25 protein-coding genes are annotated in these 25,814 nt (G+C 61.8%); 13 read left to right on the top strand and 12 right to left on the bottom strand.

Annotated elements, in window-relative coordinates:
- Positions 1 to 15 precede the first annotated feature (15 nt).
- The 8 genes from ABIE28_RS14620 to ABIE28_RS14585 all read left to right on the top strand — a co-directional run bounded on the left by ABIE28_RS14620 (position 16) and on the right by ABIE28_RS14585 (position 6,877).
- A complete protein-coding gene (locus ABIE28_RS14620) occupies positions 16 to 1,254 on the top strand; it encodes an extracellular solute-binding protein (protein ID WP_354064139.1) in 1,239 nt (412 codons plus the stop codon).
- 80 nt (positions 1,255 to 1,334) lie between these two features.
- Entirely contained in the window at positions 1,335 to 2,240 is a 906-nt protein-coding gene (locus ABIE28_RS14615) for a carbohydrate ABC transporter permease (RefSeq protein ID WP_354064137.1), read from the top strand.
- Positions 2,237 to 3,100 carry a carbohydrate ABC transporter permease gene (locus ABIE28_RS14610; RefSeq protein ID WP_354064135.1) on the top strand — a complete coding sequence of 288 codons (864 nt, stop codon included), beginning with the start codon at positions 2,237 to 2,239 and terminating at the stop codon, positions 3,098 to 3,100. Before ABIE28_RS14615 ends, ABIE28_RS14610 begins: the two co-directional genes overlap by 4 nt.
- Positions 3,097 to 3,771: an N-acetylmannosamine-6-phosphate 2-epimerase gene (locus ABIE28_RS14605; protein WP_354064133.1), complete on the top strand. Its 675-nt coding sequence runs from the start codon at positions 3,097 to 3,099 to the stop codon at positions 3,769 to 3,771. The genes ABIE28_RS14610 and ABIE28_RS14605 overlap by 4 nt, the downstream gene beginning before the upstream one ends.
- Positions 3,771 to 4,685, top strand: coding sequence for an N-acetylglucosamine kinase (locus ABIE28_RS14600; RefSeq protein ID WP_354064131.1), 915 nt, complete (start codon positions 3,771 to 3,773; stop codon positions 4,683 to 4,685). The genes ABIE28_RS14605 and ABIE28_RS14600 overlap by 1 nt, the downstream gene beginning before the upstream one ends.
- Positions 4,682 to 5,563: an N-acetylmuramic acid 6-phosphate etherase gene (locus ABIE28_RS14595; protein ID WP_354064130.1), complete on the top strand. Its 882-nt coding sequence runs from the start codon at positions 4,682 to 4,684 to the stop codon at positions 5,561 to 5,563. Before ABIE28_RS14600 ends, ABIE28_RS14595 begins: the two co-directional genes overlap by 4 nt.
- A gap of 1 nt (position 5,564) precedes the next feature.
- Positions 5,565 to 5,984 carry a GNAT family N-acetyltransferase gene (locus ABIE28_RS14590; RefSeq protein WP_354064129.1) on the top strand — a complete coding sequence of 140 codons (420 nt, stop codon included), beginning with the start codon at positions 5,565 to 5,567 and terminating at the stop codon, positions 5,982 to 5,984.
- 2 nt (positions 5,985 to 5,986) lie between these two features.
- Positions 5,987 to 6,877: a DMT family transporter gene (locus ABIE28_RS14585; protein ID WP_354064127.1), complete on the top strand. Its 891-nt coding sequence runs from the start codon at positions 5,987 to 5,989 to the stop codon at positions 6,875 to 6,877.
- Here the strand turns inward: ABIE28_RS14585 and ABIE28_RS14580 are convergent.
- The 4 genes from ABIE28_RS14580 to ABIE28_RS14565 are packed head-to-tail and all read right to left on the bottom strand — an operon-like array spanning position 6,874 to position 10,902.
- A complete protein-coding gene (locus tag ABIE28_RS14580; protein WP_354064125.1) occupies positions 6,874 to 7,986 on the bottom strand; it encodes an anhydro-N-acetylmuramic acid kinase in 1,113 nt (370 codons plus the stop codon). The genes ABIE28_RS14585 and ABIE28_RS14580 overlap by 4 nt on opposite strands.
- A gap of 8 nt (positions 7,987 to 7,994) precedes the next feature.
- Positions 7,995 to 9,011, bottom strand: a complete 1,017-nt coding sequence (locus ABIE28_RS14575) for a serine hydrolase domain-containing protein (RefSeq protein WP_354064123.1) — start codon at positions 9,009 to 9,011, stop codon at positions 7,995 to 7,997.
- Positions 8,996 to 9,949 (bottom strand): ABC transporter ATP-binding protein, encoded by a 954-nt coding sequence (locus ABIE28_RS14570; protein WP_354064121.1) that lies wholly within the window; start codon positions 9,947 to 9,949, stop codon positions 8,996 to 8,998. Before ABIE28_RS14570 ends, ABIE28_RS14575 begins: the two co-directional genes overlap by 16 nt.
- Positions 9,946 to 10,902 carry an ABC transporter ATP-binding protein gene (locus ABIE28_RS14565; protein ID WP_354064119.1) on the bottom strand — a complete coding sequence of 319 codons (957 nt, stop codon included), beginning with the start codon at positions 10,900 to 10,902 and terminating at the stop codon, positions 9,946 to 9,948. The genes ABIE28_RS14570 and ABIE28_RS14565 overlap by 4 nt, the downstream gene beginning before the upstream one ends.
- Before the next feature lie 145 nt (positions 10,903 to 11,047).
- On the opposite strand from ABIE28_RS14565, the gene ABIE28_RS14560 reads away from it, so the two are divergent.
- The 4 genes from ABIE28_RS14560 to ABIE28_RS14545 all read left to right on the top strand — a co-directional run bounded on the left by ABIE28_RS14560 (position 11,048) and on the right by ABIE28_RS14545 (position 15,182).
- A complete protein-coding gene (locus ABIE28_RS14560; RefSeq protein WP_354064117.1) occupies positions 11,048 to 12,547 on the top strand; it encodes an ABC transporter substrate-binding protein in 1,500 nt (499 codons plus the stop codon).
- A gap of 69 nt (positions 12,548 to 12,616) precedes the next feature.
- The gene (locus ABIE28_RS14555) at positions 12,617 to 13,567 is read left to right on the top strand and encodes an ABC transporter permease (protein ID WP_354064115.1); all 951 of its coding nucleotides are present in this window, start codon (positions 12,617 to 12,619) and stop codon (positions 13,565 to 13,567) included.
- Positions 13,564 to 14,391 (top strand): ABC transporter permease, encoded by an 828-nt coding sequence (locus tag ABIE28_RS14550; protein ID WP_354064113.1) that lies wholly within the window; start codon positions 13,564 to 13,566, stop codon positions 14,389 to 14,391. The genes ABIE28_RS14555 and ABIE28_RS14550 overlap by 4 nt, the downstream gene beginning before the upstream one ends.
- Positions 14,391 to 15,182: a GntR family transcriptional regulator gene (locus ABIE28_RS14545; RefSeq protein WP_354064111.1), complete on the top strand. Its 792-nt coding sequence runs from the start codon at positions 14,391 to 14,393 to the stop codon at positions 15,180 to 15,182. The genes ABIE28_RS14550 and ABIE28_RS14545 overlap by 1 nt, the downstream gene beginning before the upstream one ends.
- Positions 15,183 to 15,191: 9 nt before the next feature.
- Here the strand turns inward: ABIE28_RS14545 and ABIE28_RS14540 are convergent, their stop codons facing one another.
- From ABIE28_RS14540 to ABIE28_RS14510, 7 genes are all read right to left on the bottom strand, one after another.
- Positions 15,192 to 16,103 (bottom strand): ABC transporter ATP-binding protein, encoded by a 912-nt coding sequence (locus ABIE28_RS14540; protein ID WP_354064109.1) that lies wholly within the window; start codon positions 16,101 to 16,103, stop codon positions 15,192 to 15,194.
- Positions 16,100 to 16,918 (bottom strand): ABC transporter ATP-binding protein, encoded by an 819-nt coding sequence (locus tag ABIE28_RS14535; protein ID WP_354064108.1) that lies wholly within the window; start codon positions 16,916 to 16,918, stop codon positions 16,100 to 16,102. The genes ABIE28_RS14540 and ABIE28_RS14535 overlap by 4 nt, the downstream gene beginning before the upstream one ends.
- Complete coding sequence (locus ABIE28_RS14530; RefSeq protein WP_354066459.1) at positions 16,915 to 17,793, bottom strand: ABC transporter permease; 879 nt, start codon at positions 17,791 to 17,793, stop codon at positions 16,915 to 16,917. The genes ABIE28_RS14535 and ABIE28_RS14530 overlap by 4 nt, the downstream gene beginning before the upstream one ends.
- A 13-nt stretch (positions 17,794 to 17,806) precedes the next feature.
- Complete coding sequence (locus ABIE28_RS14525; protein ID WP_354064106.1) at positions 17,807 to 18,784, bottom strand: ABC transporter permease; 978 nt, start codon at positions 18,782 to 18,784, stop codon at positions 17,807 to 17,809.
- Positions 18,785 to 18,868: 84 nt separating this feature from the next.
- Positions 18,869 to 20,479 (bottom strand): ABC transporter substrate-binding protein, encoded by a 1,611-nt coding sequence (locus ABIE28_RS14520; protein ID WP_354066458.1) that lies wholly within the window; start codon positions 20,477 to 20,479, stop codon positions 18,869 to 18,871.
- A 79-nt stretch (positions 20,480 to 20,558) separates the two neighbouring features.
- Positions 20,559 to 21,581 (bottom strand): glycoside hydrolase family 3 N-terminal domain-containing protein, encoded by a 1,023-nt coding sequence (locus ABIE28_RS14515; RefSeq protein ID WP_354064105.1) that lies wholly within the window; start codon positions 21,579 to 21,581, stop codon positions 20,559 to 20,561.
- Between the two features lie 2 nt (positions 21,582 to 21,583).
- Entirely contained in the window at positions 21,584 to 22,072 is a 489-nt protein-coding gene (locus ABIE28_RS14510) for a GNAT family N-acetyltransferase (protein WP_354064104.1), read from the bottom strand.
- A 251-nt stretch (positions 22,073 to 22,323) separates the two neighbouring features.
- On the opposite strand from ABIE28_RS14510, the gene ABIE28_RS14505 reads away from it, so the two are divergent.
- On the top strand, positions 22,324 to 24,831 hold the full coding sequence (locus ABIE28_RS14505) for a PIG-L family deacetylase (RefSeq protein WP_502913391.1): 2,508 nt from the start codon (positions 22,324 to 22,326) through the stop codon (positions 24,829 to 24,831).
- A gap of 106 nt (positions 24,832 to 24,937) precedes the next feature.
- Here the strand turns inward: ABIE28_RS14505 and ABIE28_RS14500 are convergent, their stop codons facing one another.
- A complete protein-coding gene (locus ABIE28_RS14500; RefSeq protein WP_354064100.1) occupies positions 24,938 to 25,813 on the bottom strand; it encodes a DMT family transporter in 876 nt (291 codons plus the stop codon).
- Position 25,814 lies beyond the last annotated feature (1 nt).

Raw genomic sequence — 25,814 nt, 5'->3', positions numbered from 1 at the left:
AGGAGGACTAAGACAATGAATCGGACAACTTTGCGCATCGGCGCGGCTCTTGCGGCCGTTCTCGTTGCAGCGCCAGCGATGGCGCAGGATTTGACGTTCTGGAGCTGGCGGCAGGAAGACCGCGCCCAGTACGAAAAGTTCATCGACACCTTTGAAGCCGCCAATCCAGGCATCACTGTCACCTTCGAAACGTTCGAAGCGGCAAACTACAACACCATTCTGTCGACCGCCCTTGCTGGTGGTACCGGCCCGGATCTGATGATGGTGCGCGCCTATGGCGGCATGGAAGCCATCGCGTCGGCCGGCTATCTTGAGCCAATCAGCGTCGACACCGTGCCGAACCTCAAGGGTTTTGCCGAAAGCGCACTGCAGGCCGAAACCATGCGGTCCGACAGCACGCTCTATGCTGTGCCTTTCGCCAGCCAGACCCAGTTCGTTATCTACAATAAGGGCATTTTCGACGCCAACGGCCTCGATGAACCCCAGACCTGGGACGAGTTCATCGCCCTGAGCCAGAAGCTCAAGGATGCTGGCGTCATGGCCTTTGCCAATGGCACTGCGACCGCCTGGCAGAACGAAACCATCGTCTCGGACCTCGTGTCGTCGATCATGACGCGCGGCTTCTATGATGACCTGATGGCCGGCAAAGCTGACTTCACCGACGCGCGCTTTACCAATGCGCTGGCCAAGCTCAAGGACATCAGCGCCTACTTCCCGGACGGCTTTATCGGCCTCGACTATCCCTCGGCCCAGCAGCTGTTCGTTTCGGGTCTCGCCGGCATGTTCGCGGGCGGCTCCTATGAGCTCGCCACGTTCAAGACCATGAACCCAGACATCGAACTCGGCATTTTCGCTGCGCCCGGCGAAGCGGCCACCGATGAGAAGCTGGTCGGCATCTATTACGACGGTGGCTATGCCGCCAATGCCAGCGGCAAGAACAAGGAAGCGGCCCTCAAGTTCCTGAACTACGTTGCGAGCCAGGAATTCGGCCAGGCGTTCGCCAACACGCTCAACAACATTTCGACCGTTCCGGGCGTCACCTTCGACAACCCGCTGCTGGCTGAAGTTGCCGAGCTGAACCAGCACTCGATCCCCTACATCATGCTGGTCCACTTCCGCTTTGGCGAGCCTTCCGGCTCCGTGCTGCTGCAGGAAGAAGTTCAGAAGCTGATGGCTGGCCAGACCACGCCTGAAGCTGCCGGTGAACGCATCACCAAGGAACTGGCTGCCTGGTACGCGCCGTTCAAGAAGTAAGCAATCTGATGGGCGGGGCGCTGAGCCCCGTCCACTCTTACCCCGACGAAAGCCAGCCGAAGAAAGACCCGACAATGCGCATGACTGGACGCGGCTTGTGGATTACAGCGCTGATCGCGCCGCCGCTCGCCTTTGTGGGGCTGTTCATCGTCTACCCAATTCTCGCGGCCTTCGCCTATGCCTTTTACGATTGGCAGGGCCTGCTGCGCGGCGACTTCGTCTGGTTTGAAAATTTCCGCACCGTGCTGTTCGTCGAGCCCTATGCTTCGCGCACGATGAATGCCTTTAGCCACAACATCATCGTGTTCTTTGCGCTGATGGTGCTGCAAAACGGCATGGGCTTTCTGCTGGCCTACGCACTGTGGCGCGAATTGCCCGGCGCGCGTTTCCATCGCGTCGCGGTGTTCCTGCCGGTGGTGCTCTCCACCATCATCGTTGCCTATCTGTGGAAGCTGTTCCTTCACCCCCTGTTCGGCGCGGTCAATCAGAGCCTGCGCGGTATCGGGCTTGGCGACTTCGCCCAGCCTTGGCTGGGGCAGGATTCAACAGCACTTTGGGCGCTGATCATCGCGCAGGCCTGGCACATGGTTGGCTTTCCGACGCTGGTGTTCCTTGCCGGCATGCAGCGCATTCCGACCGATATCGTCGATGCCGTGCGCATGGAAACCCAGAGCGAATGGGTCAAGATCACCAAGATCGTCTGGCCGCTTGTCGCGCCCAGCACCACCATCGTTTTCGTGCTGCTGTTCGTGGGTGCCTTCAACTGGTTCGAGCTGCCCTACATCATGGCAGGGCTTGATGGCTCGCCCTATGGGTCGACCGACGTGCTGGGCCTCTATTTCTACCGCACGGCCTTCGGCAACGTCTCGGCGGCGCACCAGGATTTCGGTCTGGGTAGCGCGCTTGCCGTGCTGATGTTCCTGTTCATCGCCGTGGTGGCCAGCGTCATCACTGTGCGACTGCGGGCGCGGGAGATCCAGCTATGAGCACCGCGACCGACAACTACTACGATCGTAAGGGATTGCTGGCGACGCTTGGGCGCGACGGCATGCTGCAGATCATTCTCGTCGCCAACACCTTCATCATGCTGGCGCCGATCATCATCATGGTGTTTTCCGCGTTCAAGACGAACATGGAAATCTTCCAGAGCCCGTTCTCGGTGCCCGACTTTTCCAATGTCGGTAACTTCGTCAAGATATGGACCGACACCAATTTCCTGCGCTACCTGTTCAACTCTTTCGTGGTGACCGGTACCTCGATGGTGCTGATCCTGACGCTGGGAACCATGGCCGCCTATGCGCTTGGCCGATACCAGTTTTGGGGCAATTCCTTCATCCTGATGTTCTTCCTTGCCGGGCTGACCCTGCCGCTCAAGCTGGCGATCATTCCGCTGTTCATGCTGATGCGTGATCTGGGCATCCTCAACAATCAGCTGTCGCTGATCTTTGTCTATACGGCGATGGGCCTGCCCACGACGGTCTTCATCATGACCGGCTTTATCCGCACATTGCCCAACGAGCTGGAAGACGCTGCGCGCATGGATGGCGCCAGCGAAGCGCGGATCATGTGGGCCATCATGCTGCCGCTGGTGCGGCCTGCCATGGTGATTGCGGCGATCCAGAACGTCGTGCCGATCTGGAACGACTTCTTTTTCCCGCTGGTCTTCATCCAGAACGATAATCTCAAGACCCTGCCGCAGGGCCTCACGACGTTCATGGGCGAATACGCGACCGATTACGGCGCGCTGTTCTCGGGGCTCACCCTGTCGGCCGCGCCGATCATCATCATCTATATCCTGCTCTCCAAGCAGTTCATCTCCGGCATGACGGCAGGGGCGGTGAAGTGAGCCTGCTTCTGCCAAAGGGCGGCCTGGTGGTTTCCTGCCAGGCCCGCGCCGACAACCCACTGCATGGGGCGCACTTCATGGGCGCGATGGCGCTGGCGGCGCGCGATGGTGGAGCCGTCGGCATCCGCGCCAATGGTCCGGACGACGTTGCTGCGGTCAAGGCGGCGGGCCTGCCGGTCATCGGCATCCACAAGGTGATGAGCGACGGCTACGACGTCTATATCACCCCCGATTTTGCGAGTGCCGAGGCATTGGTGAAAGCGGGCGCCGATATCATCGCGCTCGATTGTACGCCACGTCCGCGAATCGGCGATGCGCCTGCCGCAATGGTGCGCCGCATTCGCGAGGAACTGGGCGTCGAAGTCTTCGCCGACATATCGACCCTGGACGAGGGATTGGCGGCGGCCGACATGGGGGCGACCTATGTGTCGACGACCCTTTCTGGCTATACCAGCTACACCATGCCCAAGCCTGTTGAGCCCGATCTGGCACTGGTCGAACAACTCGCCAAGCGGATCACGGTGCCCATCGTCGCCGAAGGTCGCTACAATACGCCCGAACTGGCGCGTGCAGCGCTCGATGCAGGGGCCCATGCCGTGGTTGTAGGCACGATGATCACCAATCCGCGCGAGATCACCCGCATGTTCGTGCGGCAGGTGATGGGGTCGTAATGCAGGCCGCTTACCTCGGCATCGATGTTGGCGGTACGGCCTCGCGCTGGGCGCTGGTCGATGCTCAGGGCAAAGTGCTCGGTCGTGGCGCGGCGGGCGGTGCAACGGCACACGTGTTCAATCCCGTCGAACGCAACAAGCTTGATGCCGTGCTGCAAGCCATCGCGGCTGATGCAGGGCAGGTGGCGCCCATCACCGCTGCGCGACTTGGCCTTACCGGTTTTGGTGATGCTGTCGAGACTGAACTCAAGACATTAGCCGCAGCACGGCTTGGTCTGGCAACCGACGATGTTGCTGTGACGAACGACCTCGATCTGGCCTTCCACGCCACCTTCCAACTGGGCGCGGGACATCTGGTGTCTGCTGGTACCGGGTCAATTGGTCTTCACATCGACGCAGCCGGCAATACGCTGCGCGTCGGTGGGCGTGGCCTTTTGATCGACGATGGCGGTTCGGGCACCTGGATCGCGCTGACGGCGCTCGACCAGCTCTATCGGCGCATCGACGAAACCGGTGGCGCGGCCGAGGCGGGCGTCCTCGCTGACAAGCTGTTTGCCGCTATGGGTGGCGATGATTGGGACATCACCAAGCAATATATCTATGGCAGCGACCGTGGGCGCATCGGCGGTCTGGCGCAGGCCGTGGCGAGCGCCGCAGATGAGGGCGATCCGCTCGCTCTAAAGGTGCTGTCCGACGCGGCGGGCGAACTGGCTCGGCTGGCCAAGGCGCTGATCGGTCGGGGCGGGGCGCTGCCAGTGGCCTTCATCGGCGGCGTCATTCGCCTCCATCCCTCAATCCAGTCGGCGCTGATTGCTGCGCTCCCCGGCGTAGATATCAGCTTTCCGCAAATCGATCCGGCCTTGCATGCAGCCAATGCTGCGCGCCTCGCCGCTACTCAAAGGACCACGCCGTGACCACCACCACCGAAGCCTCCTCGCCCCGTTTTGCCAGCATCGAAGATTGGGATAGCGCCAGCCTCGTCACCGGCATCGTCGAAGGCCAGTTCGCTGCCATCGGCGCGGTACAGGCGGCCAATGTGGCGCTAGCCGCAGCCATCGATCAGGGCGCCGAGCGGCTCGCGCGCGGTGGTCGCCTGATCTATATGGGCGCAGGCACTTCGGGCCGCATCGGGGGGCAGGACGCAGCCGAATTGCCGCCCACCTTCAACTGGCCCTATGAGCGCGCACTCAACCTGATGGCCGGCGGCCGCAATGCGATCTTTGTGGCGGCCGAAGGCGCCGAAGACAGCGAAGAACTGGCTATCGCCGCGCTCGACGAAGTTCAGGTCAACGACACCGACGTGGTCGTTGCCCTCGCTGCCAGCGGCCGCACGCCCTATGCGATTGCCGGGCTGGTCCACGCCAAAAAAGCCGGTGCCCTCACCATCGGCATTTTCAACAACCGCAACGCCAAGCTTGGCGAAGTGGCCGACATCGCCGTGCTGCTCGAAACCGGCGCGGAACTGCTTGCTGGTTCAACGCGCATGAAGGCAGGCACGGCGCAGAAAGTGGCGCTCAACGTCATTTCCACCGGCATCATGATCCGCCTCGGCTATGTCTATCGCGGCCTCATGGTCGAGATGCGGCCCACCAATGTGAAGTTGCAGGATCGGGCCGCCAAGATGGTCGCCACACTCACCGACCGCGACTACGACACGTCCCGTGCCGCGCTCGATACCGCCGATGGCAGCATCAAGCTGGCAACCGTGATGTTGACCCGCGATTTGGATAAGGCGGCAGCGCAGGCGCTGCTCGATCAGAATGGCGGCAATCTGCGCCGCGCGCTGGCCTGACATGTCCCTGCGGCTGGAACTGACCGACAATCCGAGCGCCGCCGAACTTGCGGCGGTCGGTGGTGGGCTGACCGCATTCAATGACAACGATGTCGGTCCCGCCGAACGCAACCCGTTGGCTATCCTCGTGCGCGGGGACGGTGACACGGTGCAGGGCGGGCTCAGTGGCTACACGGCGTGGGGCTGGCTTTATGTGCAGTGGTTGTGGCTGGCCGAGGACCTGCGCGGGCAGGGGCTCGCGGCTCGGCTTCTGGCAATGGCCGATAGCGAAGCGATCAAGCGCGGCTGCCACGGTGCCTATATCGATAGCTTCAGCCCCACCGCTATAGACGTCTATCAGCGCGCCGGTTATGTCGAATTTGGCCGCCTGAACGACTTCCCGCCCGGCCGCACCCGCGTCTTCCTGCAGAAAGCTCTCTGAACATGCCACCCAAGGGTCTGGCCACCGGCATGCTCATCGCCATGAGCGGAATAACGCTGCTTTGTGCCATGGACGCCGTCGCCAAGGCGCTCGGCGCACATGTCGGCACGCCCTTTGTGGTGTTCGTGCGCTACACCGGCGCGGCGCTGGTGCTGGCGCTTTATCTTGCTGCGTTCCGCCAGCCCTGGCCCCGTCGCGAAAACTTCGGCCGGCACGCCGTGCGCGGTGCATTGATGGGCGCGACGGCTTTTCTGTTCTTCTTTGCTGTCACGCGCCTGCCGCTGGCGGTAGTTGCGGCGCTGGCGATGACCGCGCCGCTCTACATCACAGGCATGAGCGTGTTGCTGCTCAAGGAGCGTGCGCATCGACTGATCTTCGTGGCGCTGGCCTTTGGACTGGCGGGTTCGGCAGTGATCGGGTTTGGCGGCGAAATGCTCGAAGTGTCGGGCGAGTTCGAACCGCTGGCCTGGGCGGCAGCCGTTCTGGCGCCGGTCGCCTATGCCGGTGCCATTGTCTTGCTCAAGCACCACTCGAGTGATGAAGGCGCGCCGCAGATGACGCTGGCGCAATCGCTGGCGGCGGCATTGGTGGCCGTGCCTTTTCTCATCCCGACCTTTGAATGGCCGCCGACAGAAACCTATCCGATGGTGTTCGGCGTCGGGTTCCTCGGTGCCATGGGCTATCTGCTCCTGATCACCGGATTGCGCCGCATCCCGGCTTCGATCTTTGCCATTCTCGACTATACCGGCCTACTGTGGGCGGCGCTGTTCGGCTACATTTTCTTTGCCGAATTGCCGCCTTTGCAGGTGTGGATTGGCGGCGGGCTGATCATTGTCGCCTGTGTCATAGGCACACAGGCGTCCCGTCGCGTCACCGCTGTGGCCGCCGCTTAGCCGGCGATCTGGCCACCCGTCATCGGACCTACACCAGTCGTGGTCGGAAAGCTGATCGGCAGGCCACATAGCGTGCGGACCGCGAGCAAGCCAAAGCACTCCGCCTCAACTGCATCCCCGCGCCAGCCAACGGCCTCGGCCGGCAGAACGTCGATATTGGCCCGCTTGGGTAGCATGGCCATGATCGCCGGATTGCGGCGACCACCGCCGCAGACGATCAGCCGATCTGGCCGACGCGGCAATAGATCCAGTGCCTTGCCTACCGCGGATGTGGTGAATGCCGTCAGCAGCGCTGCGCCATCCTCGGCCGACAGACCCTTGGCCATTTCGGCGGTAAAATCGGAGCGGTCGAGCGACTTGGGATAGGCAGCGGTGAGATAGGGGTGCGATAGCGCAGCCGCGAGGCGTGCCTCGTCGACGGTGCCGGCCAAGGCGAGCTTGCCGTCGCGGTCCATTTCCCCGAGACCCAGTGATTTGACGAAATCATTGATCGGTGCATTGGCCGGCCCGGTATCGAAGGCGATGAGTTGGTCCGCTCCATCCCACCAGGTGATATTGGCGACGCCGCCGAGATTGAGCACGGCTGTCTCGCCTTTGGCACCAATGCCGCGCAACAAGGCTTGATGGTAGATGGCCGATAGCGGGGCGCCCTGTCCTCCGGCGCGAACGTCGGCGCTGCGGAAGTCGTAGGCGACCTTGGTGCCGAGGATTTCGGCCATCAGTGCGCCATCGCCCAACTGCCGCGTCGCCCCGATGCGTCCCGGCTGCGGCGCGCGGTGCAGTACGCTCTGACCGTGAAAGCCGATAATGCCGATATCGCCCATGCTCATGCCCTGCGCCGTCACGAAATCGCGCACGGCGTAAGACTGTGCCCGCGTCAGTTCCGCTTCGGCTTCGGCAAAGATGGCGGGCTCGGGTCCATCGAAGTTCCATTTCCGCGCCACATCCAGCGTTTCCACCAGCAGCTCACGCAGAGGTTGCCCATAGGGCGCCAGCGTGTAAGCGCCGAACTCTGCAATGGTCTCACCATCGGTGCGGAGCAGCGCGATGTCGATATTGCCGTCCAGCACAGTGCCGGTCATCAGGCCGATGGCCCACAGAGGTTGCATGGTGATCTCTAGCTTTTGGCGTTGATGGCGTCGCCCACAGCGCGGCGCAGGGTGAAAATGCCGCTATCGAAGTGGCGCGTGGGGTGAACCCGATTGGTCAATAGCGTCCAGGCGCTGCCCGTTGCGAAGTCGATCCACAGGCCCGTGCCGGTGAAGCCGGTATGGCCGATGACCGAGCCGTTGCACTGATCGCCGCCCGACCAGCCGTCATAGGGCAGTTCCCAGCCATGCGTGCGCTTGCCGGAGATCGGCAGCCGCATCAGCGCGATGGCGTCTGCGGATGCACCTGTGCCGTCGAGCAGGCCTTGGGCGAAGTCGAGCACGCTGTCTGCCGTGCCGAAAAGACCGGCATGTCCAGCCCCCTCAAGCGCCGAACAATTGTCGTCATGCACTTCGCCGCAGAGCACGCGGTGGCGCCAGTAGCAGTTCTCAGTCGCGGCTGCATTGAGCGGATCGGCCGACCACGCAAAGCCCGCCCCCGGATCCAGCTCGCGGATCCACTTACCGTTGAGCCGCTCCAGCACGAAGCCGAGCAGGATGAAATTGATGTCGGAATAGACCGAAGGCCCGGCCCGCCATTCGCGCTGCAAAATGAAGGTGCGCAACAGATCGGGATCGCGGCCATAGGTATAGATCGGCTCGACCGCAGGGAATGGCGTCTGGTGGCCGAGGCACTGCCGGAACGTCACCTTCCGCTCCCAGGCATCGAGATTGTAATGCCGCAGATCGGGCAGCACAGTCGTCAGCGGCGTATCGAGGTCGATTGTGCCGGCGTCGGCGAGGGCCAGAATGGCCGGCGTCGTGAACAGCACCTTGGTCAGCGACGCCAGGTCGAACCAGGTGTCCTGCGTCATCGGCCGCGCTTCCGGCACTGTCTGCGCTTGCCCGATGTGGCGAAGGCGGCGCGAGCCATCGGCATCGACAATGCCCAGCACCGCGCCGGGAACGCGCCCGGCTTCAACCAGGGCCGCGACCGGCGAAAACGCGCGGTCGAGCCGCGTTTCGATATCTAGGCGAGATGACATGCGGCCAGTCCTATATGGGGCTGTGTTGGATTGGCGGGCGGCGCCAGTTCCGGACGGCTGGCCGAACAGATGTCGACCGCAATGGGACAGCGCGTGTGGAAGCTGCAGCCGGTGGGCGGATTGGACGGGTCGGGCAATTCGCCCTGCAGCACGATACGCTGGGCGCGCGTCACGCCGGGGCGCGGAATGGCCGATAGCAGCGCCTGAGTATAGGGATGCTGCGGGCTGGCCATGATTTCCTCGGCCGGTCCGACTTCAACGATCCGGCCCAGATACATCACGGCAATCCGGTCGCTGACATGGCGGATGACCGACAGGTCATGGCTGATGAACAGGATCGAGAGATTGAGCCGCTTTTGCAGATCGGCAATCAGATTGATGATCTGGCTCTGGATCGACACATCGAGCGCCGACACAGCTTCGTCCGCCACCAGCAATTTCGGGTCGAGGGCAAGCGCGCGGGCGATGGCGATACGCTGACGCTGCCCGCCGGAAAATTCGTGCGGATAGCGCTCTGCCGCATCCTCTGGCAAACCAACGATGCGCAGCAGCTCGGCGACCCGCGCCGTGCGAGACGCCTTGTCGCCAATGCGGTGGACGATCAGCGGTTCGCCGATGATGTAACCAACCGTGTGGCGCGGATTGAGTGAGCCGAACGGGTCCTGAAAGATCACCTGCATGTCGCGGCGGACGGGTTTCATCTGCGCCCGCGACAGGGCGGTGATATCCGCGCCTTCAAAGATGATCTGCCCACCTGTCGGCTCGATCAGCTTGAGCAGCGTGCGTCCAAGGGTCGACTTGCCACAACCCGATTCCCCCACAACGCCCAGCACTTCGCCCGGCGCAATGGTGAGTGAGACCTCTGACACGGCCTGCACCTTGCTGCCATTGGGGCCCGGATAGGTCTTGGACAGATTGTTGAGTTCAAGCAGGCTCATGCAGCAGGGTTCCAGCAGCGCGTCAGATGGCCGGTACCAGCCAGTTGCGGCATTTCGGTTGCGCAGGGCGCGACCATGGCATGGCAGCGCGGATGAAACGCACAGCCAGCCGGACGACGGCCGGGCGGCGGTACAGTGCCGGGAATGGCTGGAAGCTCGGTGCCCGGCGGGTTCGACGCCGGAATGGTGCGCAGCAGCGCCTCGGTATAGCGATGGCGCGGATGGGCGAAGATTTCACTGGCCAGCGCCTCTTCCACAACGCGGCCGCCATACATGACGGCCACTCGGTCGCAGTATTGCGAAACGACGCCGAGATCATGGGTGATCAGCAAAACGGCCATGCCAGTTTCGCGGCGCAGATCATCGAGCAGGTCGAGAATTTGCGCCTGAACGGTCACGTCCAGCGCGGTGGTCGGCTCATCTGCTACCAGCAGGCGTGGCTCGCAGGCGAGTGCCATGGCGATCATCACACGCTGACGCTGACCGCCAGACATTTGATGTGGATAACGCTGCATGGCGGCGGCCGGCGCGGGAATACCCACGCGCGTCAGAAGATCGATCGCGCGCTGGTTTGCTTCGGCATGTGACACCCGCCGATGCAGCAACACCACCTCGGCAATCTGCTCGCCGACGTTCAGCACGGGATTGAGCGAGGTCATCGGCTCCTGAAAGATCATGGCGATATCATCGCCGCGCAGGCGCTCAAGCGCGCGCTCGTCCAGCGCCAGAATATCCCGGCCATCAAAGCGAATGCTGCCATCCGTCACGCGCATCTGCGGCTCCGCCAGCAGGCGCATGATCGACAGTGCCGTCACCGACTTGCCGCACCCGGATTCGCCAACCAGCCCGACCATTTCACCGGCAGCGATCGATAGCGACACGCCTTCGATCACCGGGCGGCCTGCTGCCGTGATGCATAGGTTTTCGATGTCGAGCAAAGGCTCGGCCTGCATGGAACCTCCGCTGTGGCGTGCGCCGATTTTGTGCGCTTGCGCCGTCTCAGTTAGTACCATAGCGTGCCATAAGTCCAGACTGGTATTGAACTGGACCTATGCTGGAAATGCTGCTGCTCGGTAAGGCAAGCGCATTGGAGGGAACATGACACTGCGTAAACTTGGACTTGGTCTGCTCGCGTCAACCATGCTGGTCGGTGCGGCCAGCGCCGCAACGATAGACGTCGCCATCGACTCATCGCCCGCCGGGCTCGACCCGCATCTGATCACCGCGTTCAATTCGGTGGTGATCGTGCAAAGCAATATCTACGAAGCCCTGACAGCCATCGACAAGGACCTCGCCGTCGTGCCCGGTCTGGCTGAGTCCTGGGAAATCTCGGCCGACGGCCTGACCTACACGTTCAAGCTCCATGATGGCGTCAAGTTCCACGATGGCACCACCTTCGATGCCGAGGACGTCGCCGCGTCCATCCGTCGTGTGCAGTCCGAAGCGATCGCGTCGCCGCTGGCCAGCCGCGTTACACCGATCACCGGTATCGAAGTCATCGATCCGCTGACCGTCGCATTGACGCTGAACGCGCCATTCGCGCCGATCCTGAGCTCGCTGTCCGGCATCGCCATCGTTCCGGCAGAAGTTGAATCCAACGCCGAAAGCCTGCAGCAGGTGCCGGTTGGCACCGGTCCGTTCAAGTTCGTTGAGTGGCAGCCAAACGGCTTCATCAGCCTTGAAAAGAACCCTGACTATTACGTCGCGGGGTTGCCAAAGCTCGATGGCGTCAAGTTCAGCTTCGTGCCGGAATCGGCTACGCGTCAGGTGGGCATCACCAGCGGCGAATATGACCTGCTGCCGGGCATCGATCCGGCAACGGCCTTGCAGTTGCAGGGGCAGCCGAATGTGACCGTGCAGGAAACGCGCGACATCGCCTATACCCTGCTCGGCATGAATGTCAGCCGCGAGCCCTTTGGCAATCCAAAGGTTCGCGAAGCCGTCAACATGCTGCTCAACCGTCAGGAAATCATCGATGCGGCCCTGTTCGGCATGGGCGTGCCCGCCGGTCCGCTGTCGCCGGCGCTGGTGAACTGGGCTGTCGATCCATCGACCTATGCCTGCTACACGACCAATGTTGATGGCGCCAAGGCGCTTCTGGCAGAGGCTGGCGTCACCACGCCGCTCAAGCTCAAGCTGAACGTCTTGCCGCGCCAGGACACGCGCGACATTGCCCAGGTGGTGCAGCAGCAGCTGGCCGCCGGCGGCATCGAGGTTGAACTGATCAATCAGGAAATCGGCCAGTTCGTGCAGGATTGGCGCAATTCTAACTTTGACCTGTTCGTCTCCGCCAATGGCGGTAGCCCCGATCCGGACGAATATTTCTACCGCACCTTCTATGGCGGCGGTTCGACCAACGTCTTCAAGTATGACGACGCTGAAATCGATACCTGGCTCGACGAAGGCCGCTCGGAAACCGATCCGGCAGCGCGCAAGGCCATCTACGACAAGGTGCAGGCCAAGCTCGCCTGTGACGGTCCAGCGGCGCACATCGCCTATGGCTCGCTCAATACTGCCGTCAACAACAGCGTCAAAGACTTCGTGATCTTCCCGAATGGCCGGCTGACCAGCCTGGTCAATGTGTCGGTCGCTGAGTAATCCCGCACTTCCGGCGCGGGCCATTCTGCTCGCGCCGGTCACTTCCCAATTTCTGCACCGGAACCACCGATGTCGCATCGCTACCTGATCAGCCGGCTGGTCGATCTCGCTATCGTGCTGTTCGGCGTGTCGGCCATCGTCTTCTTGATGATCCGCCTCATACCCGGCGATGCCGTCGCCATCATGCTCGGCGCCAACACCGAAGTCACGCCCGAACGCATTGCCGAACTCGAAGCGCGCATTGGCATCGACAAGCCGCTGCTCGAACAATATGGCCGCTGGATTTGGGGCGTATTGCAGGGCGATCTAGGCACCTCGATCTGGACCGGTCGACCGGTCACGCAGGAAATCGCCGCCAATATCTGGCCGACGGTTGAACTGACGCTGCTCTCCATTCTCGTGGGTGCAGGCCTCTCCATTCCGCTCGGCGCCTTCATGGCCGAAGCGCGCGGCAAGGGCGCAGAAGTGGTGGTGCGCATCGGCGCCATCGCCGGGCTGACCATTCCGTCCTTCTGGCTCGGGATCGTCTCGATCTTTCTGGTTTCGAAATTTCTGCCCGGCGTGCAGGCGCTGGGCTATGTGCCGTTCCATCAAGACCCGCTGGGCAATCTGCAGCGCATGATCCTGCCGGTGATCGCGCTATCGTTGCCCATGCTGGCAAACCTGTCGCGCCTCGTGCGGTCGGCCATGCTCGATGCCTTGAGCCAGGATTATATCCGCACCGCCAAGGCCAAGGGGGCAGGGCGGCGGCGCATCATTTACAAGCACGCTTTGCGCAACGCGCTGATCCCCTTCATCACCAGCGTTGGTGTATCGGCCGGTTATCTGCTGGGCGGGGCCATCGTGGTGGAACAGGTGTTCGCCATTCCGGGGCTTGGACGGCTGGTGCTGGGCGCCATCGCCGAACGCAATTATCCGCTGGTGCAGGCGACGATCCTCGTCATGACGGCGGCCTTTGTCATCGTCAATTTCGTTGTCGATATGCTCTATTCCGTCATCGATCCGCGGGTGACGCGATGATCGAGTATATGCGCCAGAACAAGCTGCTGACCTTCGCAGCGATCTTTGTCACCTTTCAGGTCCTGCTTGCGGTATTCGCGCCGTTCATCGGTCTGCAGGACCCGTTTGCGCAGGTCGTGGTGCAGCGCCTCAAAGGGCCGAACATGCTCAACTGGCTGGGCACCGACCAGCTCGGCCGCGACGTGCTGTCCCGCATCATTTACGGCTATCGCACCTCGCTGCTGACCTGCGTGACGGCGGTGGTCATATCGCTACTGGCAGGCGGTACGCTGGGCATGTTGGCTGCTTTTTATCGCGGCTGGTTTGATCGCATCGTTATGCGCTGCATGGACGTGCTGTTTGCCTTCCCGATCATGCTGCTGGCCATTGGCGTCATCGCTGTGCTCGGCCCCAGCGTCTGGAGCGCGGCCATCGCGATCGCCATCGTCTATACGCCAATCTTTGCGCGGCTGCTGCGTGGCCCGGCGCTGGTCATCTGCGAAAGCGAATATGTGAATGGCGCCCGCGCCATCGGCAGTTCCAACGCGCGCATCATCTTCATTCACCTGCTGCCCAATCTGGCGTCAGTCGTGCTGGTCCAGACCAGCCTTCTGCTGTCGGCGGCGGTGCTGGTCGAAGCGTCACTGTCCTTCCTCGGCCTGGGCGCGCAGCCACCGACGCCATCTTTGGGACTCATGCTGTCGGAAGGCCGCAACTTCCTGATGCTGGCGCCGTGGCCAGCCGTGTTTGCAGGCTTTGCGATCCTGTTCCTGTCGTTCGGCTTTAACCTGCTCGGCGACGCTTTGCGCGATGCGCTCGATCCACGTCTGCGGGGGCAAACCTGATGACGCCGTCGGCGGACGAAAGCGAGCCTAGCGATCACGTCCCTGCCGGCATCCTCACGCGGGTCACCGCGCTGCTCGCTGCCGCCGATGGCTCGCCCGATCCGCTCTATGTTCGCCTCGAACTGGCCGTCCGCCGCCTCATCGAAAACGGCGAGTTGCGCGCTCGTCAGACGATCCCGTCCGAACGCGCCTTGATGAAGGCGACAGGCCTCTCCCGCGTTACCATTCGCAAGGCGATGGAAGGGTTGATGGATGACCGCCTGATCGAAACCCGGCCGGGTGCGGGGTCGCAGGTTTCGCCCTACCTCGATCAGCCGCTATCGGTGCTGGTGGGTTTTACCGAAGATATGGCGCGGCGTGGTGCGGTGTCTGGTTCGCGCATCATCAGTGAAGCCATCGCACTGCCAACTGCCGACGAAATGCTGCGGCTGGGGCTAATGGCGTCGGAGGAAGTGTTTCGCGTGTCGCGCATTCGCTTTGCCGACGGCGAGGCGCTGGCCATTGAGCACGCCGTAGTGCCGCGCTTTGCGGTGGGGGAGGGGCTGGCCAATGACTCGCTCTACGCTGCGTTGCGAGCGACCGGCAATCCACCGGTCCGCGCCTTGCAGCGCCTGCGGGCGGGCATCGCCGAAGACTGGGAAGCCGAGCATCTGGGCATCGAGCGTGGCTCGCCTATCCTGCGCATCGAACGGCACGGCTTCCTCGCCAATGGACGCGCCATCGAGATCACCAAATCCGCCTATCGTGGCGACCGCTACGACTTCATCGCCGAGCTGAAACTGGCGACCTGAGGCAATCCACTATTCAGGCATGGGCCTAATGAAGTGGTTTGGCGCAACCTCGCGCGTCTCCGGCTGCGGCAGCGCTGACTGACGGCGGATGATGTCGATCCGACTCAGCTCATTATCAAACTCCGTATCGGTGAAGCGACGATCAGGGTCGGGAACGGCTGCCAACAGCAGTCGGGTGTATGGGTGCTGTGGGTTGCCCAACACGCTTTCCATATCACCCCATTCGACGATCTGCCCCGCATACATCACCATGATGTCTTCGGCGACATAACGCGCGGTCGCGATGTCATGGGTGATGTAGAGCAGCGCCAGACCGAGCTGCTTTTTCATGTCGTTGAGCAGATTAAGAATGCCTAGTCGCACCGACACGTCGAGCATCGAGGTCGGCTCATCGGCAACGATGACCTCGGGCTTGACCGCCAGAGCGCGTGCAATGCTGATGCGCTGGCGCTGTCCACCGGACAGTTCGTGCGGGTACTTTGGTGCCACAAGGGCCGGATCAAGCTTGACCAATGCCAGCAGTTCGTCGATTGCCGCCAGCCGCTGCTTTTTGTTGAGCTTGGGCTGATGCAACCGCAGCGGGCGCTCGAGATGATAGCGAATGGTATGGGCGGGGTTCAGCGATGAAAACGGATCCTGAAACACCATCTGCACGGCCGCGCGGTAAGCCTTGAGGCTGCTGACGGCACTGCTGCCAACCGGCACGCCGCGGAACAACAGCTGGCCTTGATCGGGCTGGTATTCGCGCATGATCAGGCGGGCGGCGGTGGTCTTGCCGGAGCCGGACTCCCCGACCAGTGCCAGCGTACGGCCTGCATGCAGCGCGAATGATATCGAGCGCGCGGCATAGACGGCATTGTCGCCAGCGCCGAAGACTTTTGAGACGCCATCGAGGGCGAGAACGGGCGCGGTATCGGTCATGCGGATGCGTCCTGCCGGATCTGTTCGCCATGCAGCCGCGGCATCGAAGCCCACAGGCGGCGCGTGTAGTCATGCTGGGGCGTGTTGTAGATCGTCTGTGCGTCGTTGACCTCGACCAGCGAGCCTTCGAGCATGATGCCGATGCGATCACTGACCTGTACCATCAGGCCCAGATCGTGGGTGATGAACAGCACGGCAAACCCGAGGTCCTTGCGCAACTGGTCGATGCGCAGCAGGATTTCACGCTGCACCACCACGTCGAGCGCCGTGGTCGGCTCATCCATGATCAGCAGCTTTGGATTGAGCGCCAGGCAAATGGCAATGACGATGCGCTGCCGCATGCCGCCCGAACACTGGTGCGGATAGCTGTCGAGCCGGTCGGGGGAAATGTCGACCAGCTTGAGCAATTCAGCCGCCCGCACGCGCGATTGGGCGCGGTTCATCCCGGCATGGGTTTTCAGCACGTCGTGGAACTGCGCTTCGATGGTCAGCACGGGGTTGAGCGAATTCATCGCGCTCTGGAACACCATGGCCACTTCGCGCCAACGGAAGCTGCGCAGCGCCTTGTCATCCAGTGCCATTACGTCCTGCCCATTGACCAATATCTGGCTGCCGGTGCGGATCAGGGCGGGTGGTTTATGCAGCCGGCTGACGGCAAAGGCGATGGTGCTCTTGCCGCAACCGGACTCCCCGGCAAGCCCGAAGAACTCGCCCGGCGCAATGTCGAAGCTGACATTCTTGACGGCGCGAAAGTCCTTTTCGGCGCCGATATAGTCGATGCAGAGATCGCGAATGGATAGAACTGGCTGGCTCATAGCTTGCCCTCCCCGGTGCGAACCATGCCGGTCCAGCGCCCCAACATGCCCCCGGTGCGCAGGCGCGGATTGGCGATTTCGTCGATGGCGAAGTTGATGAGCGCGAGGCTGAGGCCCAAGAGTGCCAGCGCCAGACATGGCGACAGCAGGTCCCACCACGCGCCGACCGAAAGCGCCGAAGCGTTCTGCGCGTTGTAGAGCATGATGCCCCAGGACACGGTATTGGGATCGCCCAAACCAAGGAATTCCAACGTCGCTTCGGTGATGACAGCGAAGATCACGCTGCCGATGAAGTTGATGCCGACGATCGAGATCAGGTTCGGGAAAACCTCGAAAGCCATGATGCGCCAACTCGGCTCCCCCAGCATTTCGGCGGATTTGACGAAATCCTTCTGCCGGATCGAGAGCGTCTCTGAGCGGGTGACACGCACGCCCCATGCCCATGAGGTCAGGCCCAGAATGACCGCGATGACCAGCGGGCTCGCTTGGCCGATAAAGGCCGCCAGCACCAGCAACAGTGGCAGGTTTGGAACGACCAGCACCATGTTGGTGAAGAAGTTGATGATTTCGTCGACCACACCGCCCTTGTAGCCGGCAATGATGCCCAGCACCGTGCCGATGAGCGTGATCATGAGGCCGGCGCCAAAACCCACAGCCAGCGAAACGCGGGCGCCGTAGATCAGCCGGGTAAAGACGTCGTGCCCGAGGCGAGTGGTGCCCAGCCAATGGTCGGCGGATGGCGGCTGGTGCGGCCGTCCGACGCGTTGGGTCGGGCTATATTCGGTGAGCATCGGCGCAAAGATCGCGACGAGCAGGATGATGGCCAGAAGGGTCACGCCCACCAAGGCCTTCTTGTTATGCAGAAGCTGAGACAGGAGCTTCATGGGATCAGGCCTTCTTCAGGCGCGGATCGAGCAGGACGTAGCTCAGATCGACGACAAAGTTTGAAACGAGCATGGCGGCGGTCATGATCAGGAGCTGGCCCTGGATAACCGGATAGTCACGCGCCAGAATGGCTTGATAGAGCGTGTTGCCGAGGCCAGGATAATTGTAGACCACCTCGGCGATCAGCGAGCCGCCGAGCACGGTGCCGACCGCGATGGCGAGGCTCGAAACGGTGGGCAGCAGCGCGTTGCGGGCGGCGTACCATAGCATGACGCGGCTGTCGGACAGGCCCTTGGCGCGACCCATCACGATATAGTCTTCGCCCAGCAGATTGATCATGTTGTTGCGCATGGTCACGGCGAACCCGCCGGTCAGCACCATCACCAGCGTCAGCATGGGCAGCGTGCCGTGATAGAGGACGCTCGAGATATATTCCCAGGTGAAGGCCGGATCGAGCAGCGGGTTGGCTGCATAGCCATTGGGGAACCAGCCCAGCGTATAGCCGAACACAAACAGCATGATCAGCGACACGACGACGGCTGGAACCGAGCTCGAAAAGATCGCGGTCAGCGACACAATCGTGTCAAACACCGTGCCGCGTCGCCAGGCCGCCATCACGCCCATAAAGGTGCCGAGCGTGAAGCTGATCAGGGTGGCGATGCCGACAAGGCCCAGTGTCCAGACCAGCGCGCGGCCCAGCAGCTCGGTTACCGGCAGCGGGAAGTACTTGATCGAACGGCCCAGATCGCCGGTGAAGACGCTCTGCAGATAGGCGAAATACTGCTCGTGAAGCGGCGCGTCGATAAAGCCGAAGGTCAACTTGAGCGCGTTGAGATTTTCCAGCGACAGTTCCGAGCCAGCGCTGGCGAACATGATCTGGATGGGGTCGCCAGGCAGGACCCGCGGCAGAAAGAAATTGATCGTCGCGGCGGCAAGAAAAGCCGCGAGGTAAAACGCCAGTCGCCTGAGCAGAAAAACCATCGAGCCGTGTTCCTTTTCTCTGCGTTCCTGGCGGGGCGTTAAGATGGATCGGGAGCGCGCTTTGCGGCGCGCTCCCGAAGGATATTATTGAGCGACCGGACGCAGCGCCAGCAACTGGAGCAGGCGGGCCGGATTGGCATTGGAGATGGTCGGCGAAACGAAGGGGTTTTCCGCATCGGCCCAACCGGTAAAGCGCTTGGTGCTGTACTGGTAGAAAGCTGGGCTGTTGTAGATCGGAATGACTGGCAGGTTTTCAGCCACGATCAGCTGAATACGATCCATCATGGTCTTCTGTTCGGCCGGATCCTTGCTCTGCGTATAGCTGTCGAGCAGGTCCATCACTTCGGGATTGGTCCAACGCTGGGCCGAGAAGCGGCTCTTGCCGAAATCGTCTGGATTGAACGAACGGCGGTAGGGGAAGTATGGGTTCGCAGCCGCTGCCAGTGAGTTCAGCGTCATCGAGTACTTGGCGTCGATCAGGTCCGAGGTCCACACAGCCGATTCCGGCGTGCTCATCTTCACGTTGAGGCCAGCCTGCTGCATGGTTTCCATGGCGATCTGCACCGCATCGATCCAGTCGGTCCAGCCGTTTGGAACTTCGATGTCGATTGTGATCGGCGTGCCGTCCGGATTGTCGCGGAAGCCGTCATTGTTGGCGTCGACATAGCCAGCTTCGTCGAGCAGGGCCATGCCGGCGTCGAGGTCGAACTTGCCATACTGGCCGAACTGGGTCGCGACTTCGGGGTTGGCGAAGGACGCATACAGCTCGCCCAGCATGGACGGATCTTCGTTGACCAGCGGATAGCCATAACCGGCGATGTCGACGATGGTTTCGCGGTCGATCAACATGCTGACCGCACGGCGGAACTGGACGTCGTTGAACGCCTTGGAGTTGTTCGCGTCAGCCGTTTCGAGGTTGAACGAGAACGAGACCAGGCTCGATGGCGTGAACCAGTATTTGTTGTGCTCTGGGTCCTTGGCGACAAAGGTATTGTCGATGTCAGGGATAAAGCTCGTGGCCCAATCAAGCGAGCCTTCGGCGAGTGCGGCAAGCACCTGCGGATTGTCGGCAAGTTGTGGCAGGCGCATGCAGTCGACGGCCAGCGTCGCGTTATCCCAGTAATTGGGGTTGCGGCACTGCTCGTAAACCTGCGGCGTAAAACGGGTGATTTCGGTCAGCGGACCCGAACCGACGGGGTTTTCGTTGGCGAAAGTCACTGGCTCGGTGATGCCCGACCAGATGTGCTCTGGCACGATCGGCATGCCGACAATGGTGTTGGCAATCAGCGAGTTCGGCTCAAGCAGGTGGAAGCGGACCGTGCGGTCATCAACCTTTTCAACCGACTCCAGCAGTGCCGAGATCGAGATGAAATCGAGCGCTGGGAACTTCTTGATATAGTCATAGGTGAACAGCACGTCGTCGGCGGTGAACGCCTCGCCGTCGGACCACTTCAGACCATCGCGCAGCACAAAGGTGATCGACTTAAGATCGTCCGACAGCTCGTAGCTTTCAGCGAGACGGAAGTTCGGCTCATTGCCGGCCAGACGGTTGAACACCACCAGCGGCTCGTAGATGAAATCGAGCGTCGTGTAGCGCGCCGAGGTCTGCTGGAACGGGTTGAAATTGCGGACCCAAGTGGTGGTCTGTTCCGAACTCGCGGTCAGAACCGACTGCGCGGCGGCCGGAGCCACCATCGCCAATACCGCCGCTGACGCGGCGAGGATCAACTTGTTTCTTAGCACTGCTCGTCTCCCTTTTTTCTACCGGTACCGCTTAGGCGATGCCGTTCTCCTTGAAGATTTGTTCGACTTCGGCGTGAACCGCCGCGACATCGACACGTAGGTTGCCACGCTGGTTCTGCGCGCGGGTGATACGGGCCAGCGACACCGCGCTCAGTGGCCGCGCCGCATGAGCGGCTGCCTGGCTGGCTGCCAGATCACCCTGACTGTGCAGGGCAATGTCGTAGCCGGCATCCAGCGAGGCGGTGACGCGCTCCGCCCAGGTGCCGCTCAGAGCTTCCATGGTCAGGCAGTCGGTGATCATCACACCATCGTAGCCAATTTCGTCGCGAATGAGATCGCAGACCACTGGCGAAACGGAAGCCGGACGCTCGGCGTCGATCTGGGTGAAGATCAAATGCGCCACCATCGCCCAAGGGCTGTCCTTGAGGGCAACGAACGGCTTGAAGTCGGTAGCGCGCATATCCTCGACGCTCGCGTCCACCACCGGGCAGTGGAAATGCGGATCAACCGTTACGCGGCCATAGCCGGGAATATGCTTCATGATCGGCATTTCGCCGACCGACAGCATGGCGTCGATGACGACGCGGCCAAGCTCGATCACCAGGTCCGGATCATCGCCGAAGGCGCGCTGGCCGATCACGTCATGGGTACCCTTGCGCGCCAGATCGACGACCGGCGTGGTGCCGCTATCGATGGTCAGCTCAGCCATCAGCGAACCCATTGCCTGGCTCGATAGCTTCAGAGCGTGCTTGCCCAGTTCGAGATCCTTGCGCGCCAATGCTCCAAACGCTCCCAGGCTGCGAAAGCTCGGCCAGTGACCATTGTCGAGTCGCTGGACGCGACCTCCTTCCTGATCAATGAACACCGGCGCATCGTCGCGGCCCACTGCCTCACGAAACTGTGCGCAGAGACGGCGAACCTGCTCATCATTGTCGAGGTTTCGCTTGAACAGAAACAAACCGAGCGGATTGGTTTCGCGGAAGAAGGCGACCTCGTCCGCTGATAGCGTCAGGCCCGGCATGCCAACAAAAAGCGCCAATGGGGTTTGCGACATGCTCAGTCCTTTGCCTGTATTGGGTTCAGGCGCAGCAGGCCCTGATAAATGTCTTCCTTGTCGGACTCGATGGCCACGGCGCCCACGGCGCTGGCATAAAAGTCGACCGGTCCGGCTGAGCCAATGATGGCATAGGCATAGCCCTGTGCCTTCATCGCGATCAGCGCGTGATAGAGGAGTGCTAGCCCGATTTTCTTGCCGCGCTGGTCTTCGGCAACGCCGGTAGGCCCGAAAAAGCCGCGTGCGGTTGCGTCGTAGCAGGCAAAGCCAACCAGCTTGCCCTCGACAATGGCGACAAGGCATCCCGCCGGCTGATGCGCCATGGCGGCGGTGACTTCGCTCACCCAGTACTCGCTGAAATTGTCCCGAACCCAGTCTTTGACGATGTGCTGTTCAGGCGGCAGCGCCACACGGATCGTCGCCGCGACGTCTGCAACGCGGCTGCCAAGCTCAGAAAGCTTCCGCGAATAGAGGTTTACCAGGAGGTCCATAGAGCCCTTTTGGTGATTGCTGCGCCGGTCGGTATCGAAAATACCAATCTAACCAAAATAATACCAATTAAGAACCACTTTGCAAGCGCCAATGTTGGCAGTCCCCAGGTGAGGCGGTCATCCCAAAGACCTACAAATTCTTATTATTAACACACTTGAGTTACGTTAATGGGGCTCTCATAGTTCGTCACAGGGTTGTCACAGACCCCGTTGAGTGGCCGCTTTGGCCAATGAAGAAGAGAGGAAACTTCATGACTCGAATGAGCCGGCGAACTTTTATCGCCACCGTTCCGCCTGCCTTGGCCGCCACGCAGATCCCCGCTTGGGCTGCCCCCGCGTCCAACCTTGAACTGATTGCTGCCCAAAAGGGCGAGCCGGCAATCGTCAAACTCTACCGTCAGCTGGAACGCCTGACCTCCACGGTTACGCTCATGACCACCGGCGCACATCCAGACGATGAGCCAAGCGGCATGCTTGCCGCACTGCGCCATGTCTATGGTATCCGCCCAGTTCTTTATTGCATCACGCGCGGCGAAGGCGGTCAGAACGCCATTGGCCCAGAACGCGGTTCTGTGCTGGGTGTGTTGCGCACCCGAGAAATGACTGAAGCCTCCCGTTCGCTCGACGCCTCGCTGGCCTTTGGTGGCCAGGGCCACAATGACAGCGTGCATGATTTCGGCTTCTCCAAGGACCCCAACGCCACCATCGACCGCTGGGGTCGTGACCGCGTCATCGAGCGCATGACCTGGGCGTTCCGTTATTATCGTCCCGACGTCATCATGAACTGCTTCCTCGATGTTGGCGGCCAGCACGGTCATCACCGCGCGGCAAACGTTGCGACCTTCGTTACTGCTGAACTGTCGGGCAATGCCGCGGAATTCCCCGATCAGATCGCATCTGGCCTCAAGCCATGGGCCGTGCCGAAAATCTACCTGCCGGCCTATGGCGGCGGTGGCGGCGTTTATGACGACGAAACCCCGCCCCCTCCAACCACGCTGACCGTCCGCGCTCCAGAGCGCGACCCAATCTCGGGCGCGACTTTCCCACAGATGGGCGAATGGTCCCGTTCCTGCCATCTGACGCAGGGCATGGGTCGTTGGCAGCCCGATCCGCAGACCGAATGGGCGCTCAATCTCGCCTGGACGGCCCAGGGCAATCCGGGCGGCGAAGAACAGGACATCCGCGAAGGCCTGATCGCCACCGTTGGCCACATCGCCGAACTCGACGGCATGCCAGCCTCGGCCGCCGACGCACTGCGCAATGCACAGGGCCTGATCGAAGACGCTATCGCTGATTATGGCGATCCGGTTGCCGTGCTCTCCAAGGTTGCCGAAATCGGCAAGGCCATCGCCGAAGCCCGCGCCCAGCTGCCCGCTGAACTCGAAGACAGCGTCGCCCATCGCCTCGACCGCAAGGCCAAGGAAGTCGATCTGGTGCTGGCAACAGCCGCCGGGATGAACATCCGCGCCTACACCGATGGCGGCGATCTCCGTCCCGGTCAGGACATCATCGTCAAGACGGTCGTCGATGCGCCGGACACGGTTGCGATCCAGTCCGTTGCCGTCATCGCCCGCGATGGTCTGACAACGGAAACCACTGCCGATGGCGAAAAGGTTACCGTCGCGGCCGACGCGGCGCTGACCAATCCGCTGGCCGAACAGTTCGACCCGCTCGGCGGCAATGGTGATGCTTTCGTCCGCATCACCGCCGATATCGGTGGCCACACCGCCGTACTCGATATCGATCTGGAAGATGCCCTGCGTGTGCTGCCTGCAGCCTCGCTCGAACTCAAGCCCGACGCTGTCGTGTTCAATACCGAGCAGGACATCGCCCCGGTTGAGCTGACCGCTGTTGTGGCCAATGCGACGACAGACGATCTCAAGTTCGACCTGCCAGAAGGCTGGGCCATTGCGGCAACCGGCGAAACCGGTCGCGAAGCCGGCACGTTCGAGCTGTCCCCACCGGCAGATCTGGGCGTGGCGCGCATTGCCATTGAGCCAACTCTGCTGGATCAGCCTGCCTACGCCATCAACACTTTCTCATATCCGCATATCGGCAAGTCGGTGGTCCCCACCCTCGTGTCCATTCCGGTGCAGTCGGTTGATGCGGTGCTGCCGCCAGATGCCAAGGTTGGTTATGTCGGCGGTGGCAATGACAACGTCGCCATCTGGCTGCGTCGTCTGGGCGTCAAGCTCGTCGAACTGACCCCATCCGATATCGAAGCCGGTGCCTATCGTGACCTGACGACGCTTATCGTCGGCATCTTCTCGTTCGGTCGCCGCAAGGATCTGGTCGCGGCGCTGCCCGGCATCCACGAATGGGTGCGAAATGGTGGCCACCTTGTCACGCTTTACCACCGTCCGTCGGACGGCTGGAACCCAGAGACGGTGCCGCTGGCCAAGATCGAAATCGGTACGCCATCGATCCGCTTCCGCGTCACCGATGCCAAGGCAGCCGTTACCGTGCTTGAGGCTGATCACCCACTGCTCAACTATCCCAACGTCATTGGCGAAGACGATTGGGCAAACTGGGACAAGGAGCGTGGTCTATACTTCGCATCGAGCTGGGACGAGGCCTATAAGCCGCTCCTTGCCATGAGCGATGCGGGCGAAGAGCCGCTGAACGGTTCGCTGCTATCGGCTGTGATCGGCGAAGGTCGTCACACCCACACCAGTCTCGTGCTACACCATCAGCTCGACAAGCTGGTGCCGGGCGCATTCCGCCTGCTGGCAAACCTCACTCAGCCAGCCAAGCACTAAACCAACACTGGCCTGCGTTTCTCCCGCGCAGGCCAGCGCTGTCCGCTAAAGCGGCGGGCGCAGAAAGGCCTCCGACCAATCCTCCCGGTCCGGAGGCCTTTTCTATTCAAACATCGCGATTGAGCCTACGCCTATCGAGGCGCGACGTTGCCACCAGCGCGCCGACAATGACGACGATGCCAATCAGGGTCGACCAGCCGGGCACTTCACCGAAGGCCAAAAATCCAGCCGCGCTCGCGAGGACAATGGAGAGGTACCCAAACGGCGCCAAAAGGTTTGCCGGCGTCGACTGATAGGCGCGCAGGAAACAGTACTGGCCAATCTGCGCCAATATGCCGATGGCAATCAGCAGCGGCCAATCGGCGAACGCCACTGGCTCCCACATGATGACAGCCGGAATGGCAGTGAAGACGGTTAGTCCGACCGTGTAGAACACCATCAGCACTGTGGTGTTTTCAGCCGCCAAAGCGCGGGTCTGGATCACGGCAAGCGAGCCGAACACCACCGAAGCCAGAGCGGCCAAGATGCCGGGGCTGAAGGCGATCTCGCCCGGCGCCACCATGATGAAGACGCCCAGCAGGCCGACGCAGGCCCCGATCCAGCGCCAGCCTGTGCTACGCTCACCCAGCATGATGGCCGCAAGCACCATCACGACCAGCGGCCGCATGAAGCCGATGGCATTGGCCATCGCGAGGGGCAGGGCGGTCAGCGCCGCGAAATTGCCCGACAGCGCCAGCGTGTTGCACAGCACGCGAAACACATGCCGTCCGACCTGCTTGGTCTGTGCGATAGCGGCACGGTGCCGCCATGCCAGTGGCAAGACGCTGATCAACCCGATCAGCGAGCGAATAAACACCATCTGCAAAGCCGGATAGCTCGCGCCGCCGATCTTGACCAAGACGGTCATGACGGTGACGAGAACCATGTCGGACAAAAGCCAGACCAGCCCGCTATTGTCCGCACGCTGGACGTGTTGGCTCATT

The organism is Devosia sp. 2618, assembly GCF_040546815.1.
Classification (GTDB): Bacteria; Pseudomonadota; Alphaproteobacteria; order Rhizobiales; family Devosiaceae; genus Devosia.
Note: the sequence above shows the minus strand (reverse complement) of the source record. Positions and strands in the feature narration are given on the sequence as shown.